The sequence below is a fragment of the Bifidobacterium actinocoloniiforme DSM 22766 genome (assembly GCF_001263395.1).
GTDB lineage: Bacteria > Actinomycetota > Actinomycetes > Actinomycetales > Bifidobacteriaceae > Bombiscardovia > Bombiscardovia actinocoloniiformis.
In genome coordinates this window covers 1454681-1470310 of record NZ_CP011786.1, presented here as the reverse complement: position 1 = coordinate 1470310, position 15630 = coordinate 1454681, and the positions used below count along the sequence as shown (strand labels likewise).

Annotated in this window: 12 protein-coding genes; 9 read left to right on the top strand and 3 right to left on the bottom strand. The window is 63.5% G+C overall.

What is annotated here, in order from left to right; translation table 11 throughout:
• The first annotated feature begins 112 nt into the window (after positions 1-112).
• From AB656_RS06040 to asnB, 8 genes are all read left to right on the top strand, one after another.
• Complete coding sequence (locus tag AB656_RS06040; protein ID WP_033504523.1) at positions 113-820, top strand: FhaA domain-containing protein; 708 nt, start codon at positions 113-115, stop codon at positions 818-820.
• A 34-nt stretch (positions 821-854) separates the two neighbouring features.
• Positions 855-1385 carry an FHA domain-containing protein FhaB/FipA gene (locus tag AB656_RS06035; protein ID WP_144418995.1) on the top strand — a complete coding sequence of 177 codons (531 nt, stop codon included), beginning with the start codon at positions 855-857 and terminating at the stop codon, positions 1383-1385.
• Between the two features lie 4 nt (positions 1386-1389).
• Positions 1390-3069: a PP2C family protein-serine/threonine phosphatase gene (locus AB656_RS06030; RefSeq protein ID WP_051905510.1), complete on the top strand. Its 1680-nt coding sequence runs from the start codon at positions 1390-1392 to the stop codon at positions 3067-3069.
• Complete coding sequence (locus AB656_RS06025) at positions 3066-4520, top strand: FtsW/RodA/SpoVE family cell cycle protein (protein ID WP_051905509.1); 1455 nt, start codon at positions 3066-3068, stop codon at positions 4518-4520. The genes AB656_RS06030 and AB656_RS06025 overlap by 4 nt, the downstream gene beginning before the upstream one ends.
• Positions 4513-5976 (top strand): peptidoglycan D,D-transpeptidase FtsI family protein, encoded by a 1464-nt coding sequence (locus tag AB656_RS06020; protein WP_033504525.1) that lies wholly within the window; start codon positions 4513-4515, stop codon positions 5974-5976. The genes AB656_RS06025 and AB656_RS06020 overlap by 8 nt, the downstream gene beginning before the upstream one ends.
• Positions 5973-7022: a serine/threonine-protein kinase gene (locus AB656_RS06015; protein WP_081925013.1), complete on the top strand. Its 1050-nt coding sequence runs from the start codon at positions 5973-5975 to the stop codon at positions 7020-7022. Before AB656_RS06020 ends, AB656_RS06015 begins: the two co-directional genes overlap by 4 nt.
• Positions 7019-9175, top strand: coding sequence for a Stk1 family PASTA domain-containing Ser/Thr kinase (gene pknB / locus AB656_RS06010; protein WP_033504526.1), 2157 nt, complete (start codon positions 7019-7021; stop codon positions 9173-9175). Before AB656_RS06015 ends, pknB begins: the two co-directional genes overlap by 4 nt.
• A gap of 133 nt (positions 9176-9308) precedes the next feature.
• On the top strand, positions 9309-11267 hold the full coding sequence (gene asnB, locus AB656_RS06005; protein WP_033504527.1) for an asparagine synthase (glutamine-hydrolyzing): 1959 nt from the start codon (positions 9309-9311) through the stop codon (positions 11265-11267).
• Between the two features lie 145 nt (positions 11268-11412).
• Here the strand turns inward: asnB and AB656_RS06000 are convergent, their stop codons facing one another.
• Positions 11413-12540, bottom strand: coding sequence for a class E sortase (locus tag AB656_RS06000; protein ID WP_033504528.1), 1128 nt, complete (start codon positions 12538-12540; stop codon positions 11413-11415).
• The gene (locus AB656_RS05995; RefSeq protein ID WP_051905508.1) at positions 12537-13325 is read right to left on the bottom strand and encodes a DUF881 domain-containing protein; all 789 of its coding nucleotides are present in this window, start codon (positions 13323-13325) and stop codon (positions 12537-12539) included. Before AB656_RS05995 ends, AB656_RS06000 begins: the two co-directional genes overlap by 4 nt.
• 88 nt (positions 13326-13413) lie before the next feature.
• Here AB656_RS05995 and crgA point away from each other — a divergent pair, with 88 nt between their 5' ends.
• On the top strand, positions 13414-13938 hold the full coding sequence (gene crgA, locus AB656_RS05990; RefSeq protein ID WP_033504530.1) for a cell division protein CrgA: 525 nt from the start codon (positions 13414-13416) through the stop codon (positions 13936-13938).
• Positions 13939-14187: 249 nt separating this feature from the next.
• On the opposite strand, the gene AB656_RS05985 is transcribed toward crgA, so the two are convergent.
• Positions 14188-15069, bottom strand: a complete 882-nt coding sequence (locus tag AB656_RS05985) for a rhomboid family intramembrane serine protease (protein ID WP_081925012.1) — start codon at positions 15067-15069, stop codon at positions 14188-14190.
• Positions 15070-15630 lie beyond the last annotated feature (561 nt).

Genomic DNA, 15630 nt, shown 5'->3' with positions numbered 1-15630 from the left:
AAAGGGCGCTCAAGGGTGGCGCGGAATGAAGAAATTGCAAGCATTAGGTGACTTTTTGCGCATGTTTGAGACCCTTGCGTAGGATAGAGGGGTTACGAAGAAAGGGATGACTATGAGCGTTCTCGATCGTTTTGAGAAGAGCGTTGAAGGCGCCGTCAACGGCGTCTTTTCAAAGTTCGGCTCCAAAGATCTGCAGCCTGTTGATCTGTCGAGCGCCCTGGAACGCGAGATTGACGCGCAGGCCATGCCCGTAGGCCGCGATCGCACCGTGGCGCCCAACGAATACCGTTTTCAGCTTTCCACGCCGGACTTCGACCGGATCGAGCAGTGGGGTTCCGAGGCCTTGGCGAACGAGCTGGCCGACAATCTGACCAAGTACGCGGAGAGCCAACACTATGCGTTCGTGGGCCCAGTCGTCGTAATCTTCGAGGAAGACCTGGAACTGAGCAAGGGCGACTTCCGCCTGAGCTCGGAGTCGGTGCAGGGCAACGCGGCGCCAGCCACGGCAGCCTCCGATTCCAAGGACTGCCCGGTCTTGGAAATCAACGGTCGCCAGTACCTGCTGACCGCTCCATCCACGGTGATCGGTCGCGGCTCGGCCTGCGACATCGTCATCGACGACCCGGGCATCTCCCGCAAGCACTTGCAAATCGACATCACCGACAAGGGCGTCATCGCGCGCGACTTGGGCTCCACCAACGGCACTTACGTGGAGGGCCACCAAGTCCCCGCAGCCACCCTTCTGGACGGCAACACCATCACAATCGGCCGCACTCGCATCCTCTACTGGGCGTCTTCACAGGAGCAAGCGGAGGAGTAAGCCCAGGCCTTGACGTAAGGTCGAACTACTTATGCTGACCGAACTGACATTCGCCATATTGAAATATGGCTTCTTGGCCCTGCTCTGGGTCTTCCTCTGGCTGGCGATCCGGTCCTTACGCAAGGACATCGAGACCTTCAGCCCGAAGGTTTCTCGCACCCAGCGCAAGCGCCAGCGCGCCGCCAGGAAGGCGGTCCCTGCGGCCATTTCAGCGCCTCCCACACCCGAACCCGCCTCCCTCAGCCGCCGCAGGGCCCATGCCGCTGGCGGCCAACCCTCCCTGCTGGTCGTCATAGACGGCCCTCTGGCGGGTTCATCCCTGCCCTTGGACGCACAACCAATCACACTGGGACGCGCCTCCTCCAACTCCATGGTCCTGGATGACGAATTCGTCTCCTCCCACCACGCTCGCGTCTACCAGGATCCAGTGTCCGGCCAGTGGGCCATTGAGGACCTGGGCTCGACCAACGGCACGGTCGTTGCCGGCCAGCGGCTCAACGAACCCACCATCCTGCCCACTGGCACCCCGGTGCGCATCGGCGCCACCACCTTCGAGTTGAGGTAGGCCCATGAGCGAATCGATCGACGACAGCCAAAGCCTCTTCATTTACTCCACCACCGTCTCCGACATCGGTTACGTGCGCTCCGACAACCAGGATTCCTCCTTCGCCGGCCAGCGCCTGATCGCCATGTGCGACGGGATGGGAGGTCATGCGGGAGGCGACACGGCTTCGACGATCGCAGTGCGCTCCCTGGCCCACATCGAGCACGACGACCAGGGCGAGGACGCCCAGCGACTGTCGCAGATGATGGAGGCCTCCGTCATCGCCGCCCACGACGCAATCGTCGGCAAGGCCAAGCGGGAGCACCGCCTGTCCGGCATGGGCACAACAGTCACCGCAGTAGCCCTGGCCGGCGGCTTCTGGGTCCTGGCCCACATCGGCGACTCGCGCGCCTACCTCCTGCGCGATGGCCGCTTGTTGCGCATAACCCAGGACCACTCCTATGTGCAGCACCTGATCAACACCGGTCGCATCGCTGAATCCGAAGCCAAGAGCCACCCCCAGCGCAATGTGGTCATGCGGGTCTTGGGCGACTTCGACATCGACCCCCGCCCCGACATCTCCATGCGCAAGGCCCAGCCTGGCGACCGCTGGATGCTCTGCTCCGACGGCCTGTGCGGCGTACTGGAGGACCCCACAATCAGCGAAGCCCTGTCCAGCGTGCCCGACCAAGGCGAGTGCGCCCAACGCCTGGTCACGATGGCCCTGAAGGCCGGTTCCACCGACAATGTGACCGTAGTCATCGGCGATGCCACCCTGCGCAAGGATGCCTCCGCCCTGGACCTGCCCCGGCAGACCCCTTTGATTGGCGGGGCCGCCTCAGCCAACCTGGAGGCTTTAGCGGACATCGTCCACGAGCCTGTGGCTGCAGCGCCCAAGTTGCGCGAAAGCGCTTCGTCCTCACCAGCCCAGAGGGCCGCCGCCCTTACCCAGTCCGCCCAGGATGGCGCTTCCGACGCTACGCCGGATCAGGGGAAGGGCCCGGCTCACGGACCGGCACCCGACCAGCTCCCCCAGGATGAGCCCCAGCGCATGGCCCAACCTTCCAGCGCCCGCGAGGAATCCGGCGACCGTGACGTGCCTGACACCGGCGAGATTCCCATTGTGCGCAAGGAGGACGGCTCGGCTTCGGCCGACCCCTACGACCCGGATGTGGCCAAGGCCATCCGCAAGGAGCACACCCAACGCCGCAAGCGTCAGCGGGTTCGCAAACGCCGCGTCCGCCTGATCATCGTCGCGGCGGTCCTGGCTTTGCTGGCCTTGCTCTCGGGCGGCGCCTACGGGGCCTACTACTGGAGCCAGCAGCAGTATTACCTGGGCGAGGACCGCGACGTGGTCGCCATCTATCAGGGGGTGCCCACGAACGTATTCGGCCTGTCCCTGTCGCACCCGGTGGAGCGCACCGACATCGAGCTGGGCGACCTGCCCTCCTCCTGGCGTGAGCAGCTCCAGGAGGGCATCACGGTCTCCAACTATGACCAAGCCCGCGAGCACGCCGACCTGATCCGCCGCGAATCCCGCTCCTTCAAGCAGGGCAGGGCATCCAAGGAAACCAAGCTGAGCGAGAAGAAAAGCTCGGCGTCCGCCTCCGCCAAGCCCGCCTCACCGACGAAACCGGCCGCGTCAGCCTCCACCGGCGGGTCCGTTATTAAACCCGCTGCCGCCAGGAGCGGAGGCATCCTATGACCCTTATTACCCGCTTGCGACGCGTGAGCCTGCTCCTGCTGGCCCTCCTGATCGGTTTCATCGCCTTCTTCCAAATGTTCGAACGCACTTCCGGCGGCTTCCCCACCCAGTACGCCGTGCTCCTGCCGCTCACTGGCCTGCTCTTCGTAGCCCTGTGGGCCGTGCTGGAAGTCTTTCAGCCCTACGCCAGCCAGGTGATTCTGCCTTGCCTGGCGGTCCTGAGCACCCTGGGCGTGACGATGATCGCCCGAATCGACATGCGCAACGCCAAGATCGGCGAGCCAACGAATGTGGGCGTCACCCAGCTGATTTGGCTGGATTCGGCGCTGGTTCTGTGCGGCGGCCTGGCCATCGCCCTGAAGGACTACCGGGTCCTGCGCAAGTTCTCCTACGTGAGCATGGTCGTCGGCATCGCTCTCCTCCTCTCCCCCATGATCCCCCACTTCGGCCGGGAGATCGGCGGCGCGCGCATCTGGGTGGGCATAGGCTCCCACACCTTGCAGCCGGGAGAATTCGCCAAGCTCTTCCTGGCCTTCTTCTTCGCCGCCTACCTCTTCGACCACCGCGACCAGCTGGCTGTGGCAGGTCCCAAGGTGCTGGGCATGCGCATGCCCCGCCTCAAGGATTTAGGCCCCATCATCGTCGTCTGGGCGGTCTCCATGGGCGTCTTGGTCATGCAGCACGATTTGGGCACTTCACTGATGTTCTTCGCCATGTTCGTCTCCATGCTCTACGTGGCCACCGGCCGCAAGTCCTGGATCGCGATCGGCGCGGTCTTCTTCATCATCGGAGCTGTAGCCGCGTCCATCCTCTTCGCCCACGTGGGCGCCCGAGTGGATGCCTGGCTCCACCCCTTCTCCGACGCTGAGTACAACAAGGCGTTCGGCGGCTCCGGCCAGCTGGTGCGCGGTGTTTTCGGACTGGCCACCGGCGGCCTCTTAGGCACCGGTCTGGGGCAGGGTCACCCCTGGATCACCCCGCTGGCCAACTCCGACTTCATCTACTCCTCCATAGGCGAGGAGCTGGGCCTGTCAGGCCTGCTGGTGGTCCTGCTCCTCTACTTGGTGATCGTGGCGGCTGGCATGGTCGTGGCCATGAAAATCCAGGATGGTTTCGGGAAGCTCCTGGCTTCGGGCCTGGTCTTCACGATGGCTTTCCAGGTTTTCACCGTGGTGGGCGGCATCACCTTGGTCATCCCGTTGACCGGTCTGACAATGCCGTATATGGCGGCGGGCGGCTCCAGCATGATCGCCAACTGCGTGCTGGCCACCCTGCTCATCGTCATATCCAACGCCGCCAACCGCCCAGCCCCGGAGGTTTCCTCGGACACCTTCCGCTATGAGGCCCTTGCCGTCCTGCGCGAGCACGAGATGGACCAGCGCGGACATGAGCGCCAGCCAGCCCCAATGCAGGCCCGGGCGGGCGCGGGGAAGGAAGCCGCTCATGAATAAGGCTTTACGCCAGCTCTTCACCGCCGTCATCGTCCTGTTCGTGATCCTGGGCTTGTCGTCCACGACCATCATGGCCGTGCGCGCCAACGCCCTGAACGAGGACCCGCGCAACACCCGAGCCCTCTATGTGGAGTACGGCGCCCCCCGAGGCGCCATCCTGGCCTCGGACGGCACGATTCTGGCCCATTCGGACCCCATCAGCGATTCCTACCAGTACCAGCGCAAGTACGCCGCCGGCCCCATCTACGCGCCGATTACCGGCTACTACTCGATCACCAACCGCGCGGACCGTGGCATTGAAAGCTCCCGCAACCAGCTGCTGAGCGGCCAGGCGGACAGCCTGTGGCTGGATAAGATCAAGACCCTGTTCACCGGTGCGCAGAACAAAGGCGCTTCAATCGAGACCTCAATAGATCCCAAGATCCAGCAGGCCGCTTATCAGGCCTTGGCCGGCCAGTCCGGCTCGGTAGTGGCGATCGAACCCTCCACCGGGCGCGTCCTGGCGATGGTCTCCACACCCTCCTACGACCCGAACACCCTGGCCGTGCACGACGCTTCCGAAGCGGCCCAGTTCTTCACCAACCTGGCCAACCAAGACGCCAATCCCATGCTCAACCGGGCCAGCTCCCAGCTTTACCCGCCCGGCTCCACCTTCAAGGTGGTAGTCGCGGCCGCAGCCCTGGAGTCCGGTAAGTACAAGGCGGACTCCAGGGTTCCGGCGGGCGCCGCCTACACCCTGCCCGGCACCGCCACCAACCTGACCAACGCTACGGCGGCAGGCAACGGCTCCGGAGGCGAAATCACCCTCCAGGACGCCCTGGCCTACTCCTCCAACACAGCATTCGCCCAGTTGGGCGTATCCCTGGGCGGACAGGCCTTGGACGAGGAGGCGAAAAAGTTCGGTTTCGGCTCCACAATCACCCTGGACGGCACTGACTCCACCGGTCGGCCCATGCGAGCCACCGCCTCCAAATTCCCCGCCGACGCCAGCCCCGACAAACTGGCCCAGGCGTCAATCGGCCAAGGCAACACCCTCACCACCCCCTTGCAGAACGCGATGGTCGCCGCGGCGGTGGCCAATGGCGGAAAGCTCATGCAGCCCACGCTAGTGGACCGGGTGCGCTCCTCCGATCTGAGCGTGCTGAGCGAAACCAGCCCTGCGATCTACTCCCAGCCCTTCTCCCCGGACACGGCCCAAGCCCTGACCGCGATGATGGAAGCGGTCGTGACCAAGGACTCGCCGAACCTGCAAATCCCCGGCGCCCAAGTGGCGGCCAAGACCGGCACGGCCCAAATCGGCGTGGCCAACAGCTCCAACGATGGCTGGACCATCGGCTTCGCCCCCGCGCAAAAGCCGAAAATCGCGGTCGCCGTCGTCGTCCACTCCACCTCTACCTACGGCGCAGCTTCAGCGGGGCCTATCATGAAGCGAGTCATGCAGGAGGGCCTGAAATGAAGCTGATTCAAGGGCAACTGATCCACGGGCGCTACCGTCTGGACGCGCGCCTGGCCCAGGGCGGCATGGGCGAAGTCTGGCGTGGCTACGACATAGAGCTCAAGCGCGTGGTCGCGATCAAGGCCCTGCGCACGGATTTGGACAACGACCAGGTGCGCCTGGAACGCCTACGCGCCGAAGCCCACAACTCCGCCAACCTGGCCCATCCGAACATCGCCGCCCTCTTCGGCTACTACGAGCATGACGGCATCGGTTTCATCGTCATGGAGTACGTGCCCAGCGGCTCCCTTGCCGCCCTCTACAAGCGCGAAGGCATCGTCGACCCGATCGAGTTGCTGCCCATACTGATCCAGACGGCGCGCGGCCTGTACGTGGCCCACTGCCACGGGGTGATCCACCGCGACGTGAAGCCGGCCAACATCATGGTCTCGGACTCTGGCGAGGTCAAAATCACCGATTTCGGTGTCTCCTACTCCACCAACCAGGGCCAGCTGACCCAGGACGGGATGGTGGTCGGCACCGCCCAGTACATCTCACCCGAGCAGGCGCAGGGATTGAAAGCCACCCCCAAGTCCGACATTTACTCGCTGGGAGTGGTGGCCTACGAGGGCTTGTGCGGCCACCGGCCCTTCACCGGCACCACGGCCGTAGCCATCGCCGCCGCCCATGTGAACGACCCGGTGCCGCCCCTGCCGGACACGGTGGACACCCAACTGGCCCAATTCGTCATGTCCATGCTGGCTAAGGAACCCGAGGACCGCCCCAAGGACGCCCTGACGGTCTCCAGGACCTTGTCCAGGATCGAACAGCGACTCCTGAACCGCCAGCTGGCGGACACCCAGCCGGTGGAGCGGCGGCGCTTCCAACCCCGTCGAGTGGTCAGCAAACCCCACTGGCCCATGACACCGACGGCCGGCGCACCCACCTTGGTCTACCACCCTGACATCGGCGGCCAGGCTGCGACCAGCCTCATCACCAATTTCAACAAAAGAGCACGCATTGTGACCGACGATCCTCAGACAGCAAACGGAGGGGATTCCCAATGAGCATCGCACTACCAGCCTCCCTGGCGAACGGGCGCTACCAGCTTGGCCAGCTTATCGGCCGCGGCGGCATGGCCGAAGTCTACACCGCGCTCGACACCCGCTTGGGCCGCACAGTCGCGGTCAAAATCATGCGCTCGGACTTGACCAACGACGAGATCTTCCTAACCCGTTTCAAGCGTGAAGCCCACTCGGTGGCCCAGTTGAACAACCCCAACATCGTCTCGATTTACGACTCGGGCGAGGAGCTCCTGGTCGAAGAGGCCGGCAACCAGGAGCGCGTGCCCTACCTAGTGATGGAGTACGTCAAGGGCCAGACCCTGCGCGCCATCATCAAGGCCAACGGCGCCCTGAGCCAGCGCGACGCCGAGCAGGTGATGCTGGGTGTCCTGAACGCCTTGGAATACTCCCACCACATGGGCATCATCCACCGCGACATCAAGCCCGGCAACATCATGATCTCCGAGCAAGGCGTCGTCAAGGTCATGGACTTCGGCATCGCCCGGGCCCTGGACGACTCCGCCGCCACGATGACCCAGTCCCAGGGCGTGGTCGGCACCGCCCAGTACCTGAGCCCGGAACAGGCCCGGGGCGAGAACGTGGACATGCGCTCCGACCTGTACTCGGCCGGCTGCGTCCTCTACGAGATGCTGACCGGGCGCCCACCCTTCAACGGTGACTCCGCGGTGGCTATCGCCTACCAGCACGTCTCCGAGGTGGCCACGCCACCTTCCGCCATCGTGCCCGGCTTGCCCAAGATGTGGGATTCAATCTGCGCCAAAGCCATGGCCAAGGACCGGGGGAACCGCTACGCGACGGCCTCCGGGTTCAAGAACGACATCATGACCTTCATGAACGGCGGCACCCCCGTGGCCGCCGCCTTCAACCCACTCGCCGATCTGGCGAACATGAAGGCACGCAAGGCCGCCGAGGAGGAGGCCGCCACGGCGGCCCTGCCCCCGACCGGCGACGAGACCGCAGCCACCCAGGCCATGAGCCCCTTAGGCCCGGCCAATCAGCCCTTGGCCGGCGCGACCGCCCAGACGGTGGCCCAGGCCCAGAGCCGCAAGGCCGCCAATGCCAAGAAGCGCAAGAAGAAAATCATCATCTCCTCGATCGCCGCCATCCTGGCCTTGGCGCTGATAGGCCTGGGCGCATGGGGCTTCCTCAACCGCGACAAGCGCGACGAGACCACCGTACCCACAATCAACGCGCAGATGTCCAAGCTCCTGGCCCGGGAAAAGGTCACGGCTGCCGGCTTCAAGTACGAGGAGAAAGAGGACCCCGACTCGGCCGAGCCGGCGGGCACCTTCACCCACCAAAACCCCAAGGGCGGCGTCCAGGCCAAGAAGGGTTCCACGGTCACGGTCTGGTTCTCCTCCGGCCCCCAGTCCACTAAGATCCCGGACGTCAAGGGCCTGAGCCAGGACGACGCGCGCGACAAATTGGAAAAAGCCGGGTTCAAAGTCAGCCCCTCCGCTTCGATTGAGGATTCGCCGGACGTGCCGAAGAACCAGGTGACCCGCACCGATCCGGCCGGTGGCCAGTCCGTGCCCAAGGGCTCCTCAATCCTCATCTACATCTCCTCGGGCATGACCAAGGTGCCGGACGTGTCAGGCAAGACCCTGGACGAGGCCAAGGCCATGCTCCAGCACTTCAACATCACGGTCCAGAAGCAGCACTCGGACACCGTGGCCAAGGACTCGGTCATCTACACCGATCCGGCGGCCAACACCTCCGTAGCCCAAGGAGCGATGGTTACCGTCAACGTCTCGGACGGCATGGCCGTCAAAGACGTGAACGGCAAGACCCTGGGCGAGGCCAAGCAAATCCTGGCGGGCATCAAAATCAGCGTGAACGGCCCCTCGGACGACTCGGCCATCGTGACCGGGCAGACCCCGGGCGCGGGCTCCGCGATCAAGAAGGACACCGATACGGTCACCTTGACCACCGAACCAGGCAATGCCACCGTGCCCCCCTTCGACTCCACCACCACGCTCGGCTCCTACAAGGCCCAGCTCAGCGCAGCGGGGCTGAACAACTACGCCCTCCACGGCCCCTCGGATGGCAGCGCCAAAGTCACCGCGGTCAGCCCCGGCCCCGGCAGCTCGGTCGACAAGAACACGCAAATCAACATCACCACTTCCTCCAATTAGCCTCCAGCTAAGTGGAGGGCTATAGCGCCCTACTGCCGCCTCGATTCGGCCGTCTAAGCCGCCAGGCCGCGGGCGCCATTCGCCAGCGGCGACTATTATCTATACTTCGATACCTTACCGAGAGGAGCCCGGCATGTGCGGCATCATCGCTTTCCGCGACCGTGAAGTCCTGGACAAGGACATCACCATCCAGGCCATGATGAAGATGATTCAGCATCGCGGCCCCAATGAGTTAGGCTCCGGATACTACGCCAACGACGAGTTAGCCATGGGATTCCGCCGCTTGTCGGTCATTGACCTGAAATCCGGCAAGCAGCCGATCTTCAACGAGGACGGCTCGGTCCTGATCACCTTCAACGGCGAGATCTACAACTTCCAGCCCCTGCGCCAGCAGCTGATCGATGCCGGCCACGTCTTCAAGTCCGAGGCGGACACCGAGGTGCTCCTGCACGGCTACGAGCAGTGGGGCATGGACGGCCTGCTCAAGCGGATTCGCGGCATGTTCACCTTCCTGATTTGGGACGACAACAAGAAGACCCTCCTGGGCGCCCGCGACTACTTCGGCATCAAGCCGCTTTACTACTACCAGCAAGGCTCCGCCTTCATCGTGGGTTCGGAGATCAAGGCCTTCTTCAAGGAGCCCAACTTCAAGCCCGAGCTCAACCGCCAGGCGGTTAAGCCCTTCCTGATGAACCAGTACAACGACCTTAAGGAGACCTTCTTCAAGGGGGTGCGGCGCTTCCCGCCCGGCCACTGGTTCGAGCTCAAGGGCGACGACTTCCAGGTCCACCAGTACTGGGACGCCTCCTACGACGTGGACTATGGGCGCAGCCAGCAGGAGACCATCGACGCGATCGACCGTACGGTCCAGGAGTCGGTGGACCTGCACACGGTGGCGGACGTGCCAGTGGGCGCTTTCCTGTCCGAGGGCGTGGACTCCTCCTACGTCACTTCCCTCTTGCGGCCGCAGGAGGTATTTTCGGTCAACTTCGACGAGGGACCCTTCGACGAGGTGGGCCCGGCCCAGGCCCTGGCCGACCACGAGGGCCTGCACTTCAACAAGGCCACCGTGTCGGCCGACGAGGCTTTCCGTGATTTCGAGCAGATGCAGTACCACTTGGATGAGCCCGACGCCAACCCCTCTGTGATTCCCCTGTGGTACTTGTGCCGCCTGGCACGGCAGAAGGTCACGGTCGTGCTCTCGGGCGAGGGGGCGGACGAACTGTTCGCCGGCTACCTGAATTACGGCGACCATTCCTCCAACGCCTTCATCCGAGCCCTGGCGGACGGTTTAGGCTCCCTGCCCACCGGCCTCAAGCGCCGCATAGGGCACCTACTGGCCAAGATGCCCAACTTCCCCGGCCGGGTCCAGCTCTACACGCACACCGCCGACCCCGCCGAGTACTACGCGGGACAAGCATTCGCGTACGACTTGGCGCAGCCCACCATGTTCACGTCGGAGCAGGCCAACGCGATCCTGCAGCCCGAGTACCGCAACGACCTGACCGTCAACGGCATCTACCAAGAGGATTTCGCCAAGGTCAAAGGCGCTGAGGACGTTAAGCGCATGCAGTACATCGACCTGCACCACTTCATGCTCAACGACATCCTCCAGAAGGCCGACAAGATCTCGATGGCCCACTCCTTGGAGCTGCGCGTGCCCTACCTGGACCGCCAGGTGGCCGAGTTGGCCAATTCGATTCCCTCCAAGATGCTCTTCAACCGGCACAACACCAAGGACATCTTCCGCAAGGCCGCCCGCCGCCACCTGCCCGACGAGTGGGCCAAGCGCCCCAAGCTGGGATTCCCCGTCCCCATCAAGTCCTGGCTGCGTGAGGAGAAATACTACCGGCAGGTGCGCAACCTGTTCGAGCAGGAGTGGGTGACGGACATCTTCGACCAAGAGCGGATCCTGCGCCTGCTCGACGACAACTACGCCGGCCGGATAGACGGGCGTCGACAGGTGTGGAACATCTACACCCTCCTGACCTGGTACCGGCTCTTCTTTGTGGACTTCGACCGAACCGTGGAACGGTACAACCACCTGCAGCCCGAAGTGCAGGCTCTGGTGGAACAGGGTTCCCTGCGCTGACCCAGGCAGGGGAACCGGCAAGTGGGGGGCGGCATCGCAGGGGCTTTGCATAGCTGACGGAAAGAGGGGCTGGATTGGTTTCCAGCCCCTCTTTCCGCGTCCGCTACCCTATCGCGCCCAGCCCTTACGCCTTGGGCGTCCCAGGCTATACGGACGGGTAATTGGATATGGCCCGCATGAAGGGTATGTTGGCCGCCATCCGGGGGAACACCCACTCAAGCATGGCGCACACCGCGATCAGGGCCAGCAAGGCCATCAGCACCCACCGCACGGGCGTGATGCCCGCCTGATGCCGGCTGAGCCAACCATAGAAGGACAGGTAGGGCTTAGGCTCACGGCCGTCGGATATGGCTCGCAGCTTGGGGTAGCGCCAGGCGACCAGGGCCGCCAGGTAGATGATGATGTACATCAGCAAGAGGACGGTGATGACCGGCAGGAGGGAGCCCAAACGGGCCAGCGCCCCCCCCTGGTGCTCATTCTCGAAGACCACGCCCCCGTTGCTCTTGGAGGCCAGCTCCTGGGGCACGCCGTCGGAGACCTTGGCCCAGTAGTTCAACTCGCCCCAGCTGATCCAACGGTGGGCGGCGGTCGCGTACTTGGGCTCGCAAGTGGTCAGCGTGATCATCCGTTTCGTGGCGGCCTCGTCCGGATGCTCAGGATTGGCCGCGATCACGCTCACCTCCCCGGGTTCCACGACTTTCTTGCTGGTGTAGTGGTACACGTACCAGTAATCCTTGGTACGCACGATAATCGGGTCGCCCTCTTGAAGCTTGTCCACGCTGGAGAAAGGCTCACCGTAACCGGCCCGGTGCCCGGCGAGCGCGAAATTGCCCTTCTGCCCGGGCATCTGAGTCTGCGTGTAATGGCCAATGCCTCCGTAGGCCAGCAGGTCCGCAGAGGTGCCTTCCACCACGTTACGGTCCCAGGTGGTGCCAAAGCGCGGCACGTAAAGCTGGGCGATCAGCTCCCCCCTCTGAGCGCTCTGCGGCTGGACCGGGGGCTCCCCCTCCTGCTTGGGCGCGATACGCTCCGCGCCGCCCTTACCGGAGGCGGGTGCGGACCAAGACGACGCTTGCCTGGCCTGAATCTGCGCGTGCTCGGACTGTACACCAGTCCACCAGAGCTGCCAAGCGATGTATAGGGCGCACAGGACGGCCAGAGTGGCCAACACCTCGGCGGCTATGCCCGCCGCCTTTGACAGCCCGCTCTGCCGCCGTTCGCGGGCGGATTGACGCGACAGGTTCCTGCTTGTGACTGAAGGGTCTTGATTCATTGCTGCGCTTTCTCATCAACGGTGGCGTACTGAAGAGGCTGGAGCACGGCGGTGGCCTGGGGGAACTCCAGTTTGTCCGAACGTTCCAGCTTCCAACCTAACCCTAAGGTTGCCACGTATTCCTTGTATATCCCCACCGAAGGCGAATCATCCAGGGCCGCGGTCATCTTACCCACCGGGCCGATCGCCTGCACGGTGAACGGGGGCGAGTACTTGCGCCCATGCAGGAGGAGGACGTTGCCCACGCAGCGCACAGCTGTGGTCGGCAGCACGCGCTGGTCCTGGATCTGCATGGATTCAGCGCCCCCCGCCCACAAAGCGTTGACCACGGCTTCGATATCCTGCTGGTGGATCACGTAATCGTTGATATTGGGCACGGAACCGGTGGCATCCACCTTCTGCTGCCACAGGGGCGAGTCATCCAAGGTCACGCTTACGCCCGGGCCGCGCACGGCCTTGAGCACAGTGCCCGATCCCGCGTCCTCGCTCACCTTGGACACGTCTTGCCCGTTGGTGAAATTCTTCAAGGCGTCGATCTGCGAGCTCATCTGGTTGATGTCGCGCCGCAGCTCGCGCACCTTGCCCTCGCGCTCCTCCAACAGTCCAGTGGTGTCCGAACTGGTGGTCACTGTGCGGTTGACGCGCACGTTGACCGCTAACATGTATCCCACGAGCGCCAGGATGAGTGCCACCGACAAGGTGCCCAAGGCCGAGCCCCGCGCTCCGTGCTTGGCCCGGGACCGGTTTTTGCGCCCTCCATCCCCCTGTGGGTTCGCGCCAGCCATGCGGTTCCCTTTCTCGCGCTTGCGATATAGTTACTTTCGAGTGTAACCGTTACTATGTCTATAGAGACTACTGAAGGAGAGTTTACTCATGGCAGAGCGCGAAGCCCATGACGGCGAAACCGGTGACGGCGAGCTCAAGGAGGCGGAAGGGGCCGCTTCCGAGGCCGGCGCGATGAAGAACTCCAAAGCCAAAGCCGGGTCAGAGGCCAGCGGACGCGCCGCAGGCGACGGGGACGCCAAGGGCGCGGGCAAGGGCAACGCCGAGGGTTCAGACGACGAGTACGGCATCTCCATGGACAAGGTCGAGGCTGTGCTGAACCAAGACGTCGACAAGAAACACATGACCCCGCAGATGCGGCGCATCGTGGAGCGGCAAGAGGAGAACTCCCGCCGGGTAGAGGAGACGATTAAGAGCACGCGCGCCAACCCCCGTTGGTTCGTCCCCTTGTTCATCACGCTGATGCTCCTGGGCCTGATTTGGATTGTGGTCTACTACCTGGCAGCCACGATGGGCCACACCAGCTTCCCCATTCCGAAAATCGGCCAGTGGAACCTGTTGGTGGGCTTCGGCATCTTGCTAGTCGGATTCTTTATGACCATGTGGTGGCGGTAGTTCAGTCCGCTTCGGCTCAGCCACTGTTAAGGGGCCCCGCGCGTCCGGCGCGGGGCCCCTTTCCGTCTCTTCCCAAACGCTGGCAAAGCGAGGGGGGGGGGGCTCGCGCACAGATGGTTTCCCGGGAGCCAACAAACACTTATCCACCGATAATGCTCAGTTATCTTCCGCTTATCCACAACTTTACCCACAACTGTGGATAGCTTACACGCTTGTAATTCCTACCTCACCAGTAGCGCCGAAAACCCCTCAGAAGGGCAGCGCCATGCCGTTTATAGGGTTGCCCCTATAGCAGAACAAGGCTGTAGCGATAATCACCAGAAGCAGAACCAATCCACTTATCCACATTCGAGTGTTGAGACTTTTCCCCCGCAGGAGCCCCAGACCGGAGACCAGCAGCAGCGTAAACAAGCCACCGACGATGAACCCGCCCACGTGATCCTGCCAGGCGATGCCCGAAACGAACAAGGGCATGGCCAGGTTGATGGCCACGAAGACAAGCATGGAGCGGATGTCGGTGCCCAAACGCCGGTAGAGGACCAGTACGGCGGCGAAGAGTCCGAAGATCGCGCCCGAAGCGCCCACGGCCGAGACCATCCAGCCCTCAGGTCTGATGGCCGCCGAGACCAGCATCCCCAGCCCACCGCCAATCCCGCTGAGCAGGTAAAGCGCCAGGTAGCGCCAGTGGCCCACCATCCGTTCCAGCACCGGGCCCACCGCCCACAGGGTCAGCATGTTAAACAAGATGTGGGTCACGTTCGTGGCGTGCAGGAACATGGAGGTCACGTACATCCAGGGCATCCGGGCCGACAAGGCGGGGATGAAGGCCGCATGGGTCAGCAGGCTCTCGTAAAAGCGCGGATTCAGGTAGTAGCCGTAGAGCTCCACCAGCCAGACCAGCAGACAGGCCACCGTAATCGCTGCGGTGACGACCGGCCCGTCATCCTGCCAGTAATAGCGCAGGCGCGACTTGAGGCGGCCTGACCGCCTAGGCCCTTTCGGCTCCGGCGCACCCTCCGGTTCCGGGCCGCCAAAAGGGTAGTACTCCGGCCCCACCGCCGGCTGCCCGTACTGCGGCTCCTGCCGGAAAGAACGTGCTGTAGATATGCGAGGGGAACGCTCGTAAGTCATGCCCCCCATCCTACCGACCGCTCCCGGACTGGAGGCGCAGCGGGACCCATGTGCGCTTCTGAGCAACACCGATTCAAAGACATGAATATAAGCGCTCAAGCACCGTCCGTCACGGGCCGGGAACAAGAGTGAGGCCTACTTCTGACCGATTGAGATAAGTGCCCCTTCCGAGCTGGGTTGGGGAATCGGACCGCGGGTCTGAACTGCCCGCCCGCTACTTTCGCCGTATGCGTGGCCCACCATAGGCACAGGGAAATTCGCGGGCGCGTTCCCTACCGCGAGCGCCATTACCGTACCGTTAACCACGATTATTCTCTTGATCGAACTCGGCAGCACCGGCTGGAACACCCGCCGCGTACCGCAATCAGCGCCCGAACGAACCAGAGAGAGCAGTCGCAATCCCTAAAATACGCGGTCCGGCAGTCCCCTTCCCCTGGGGCGCGGCATGCTCTGCCGCACTCCTCCCAACACTTCACTTCTTCCCAATCCGTAGACCCATTCTTCGTATTCGAAATCCCAGACTCCAAAAACTCGACGCACTGTCACAATTCTTGCGATATT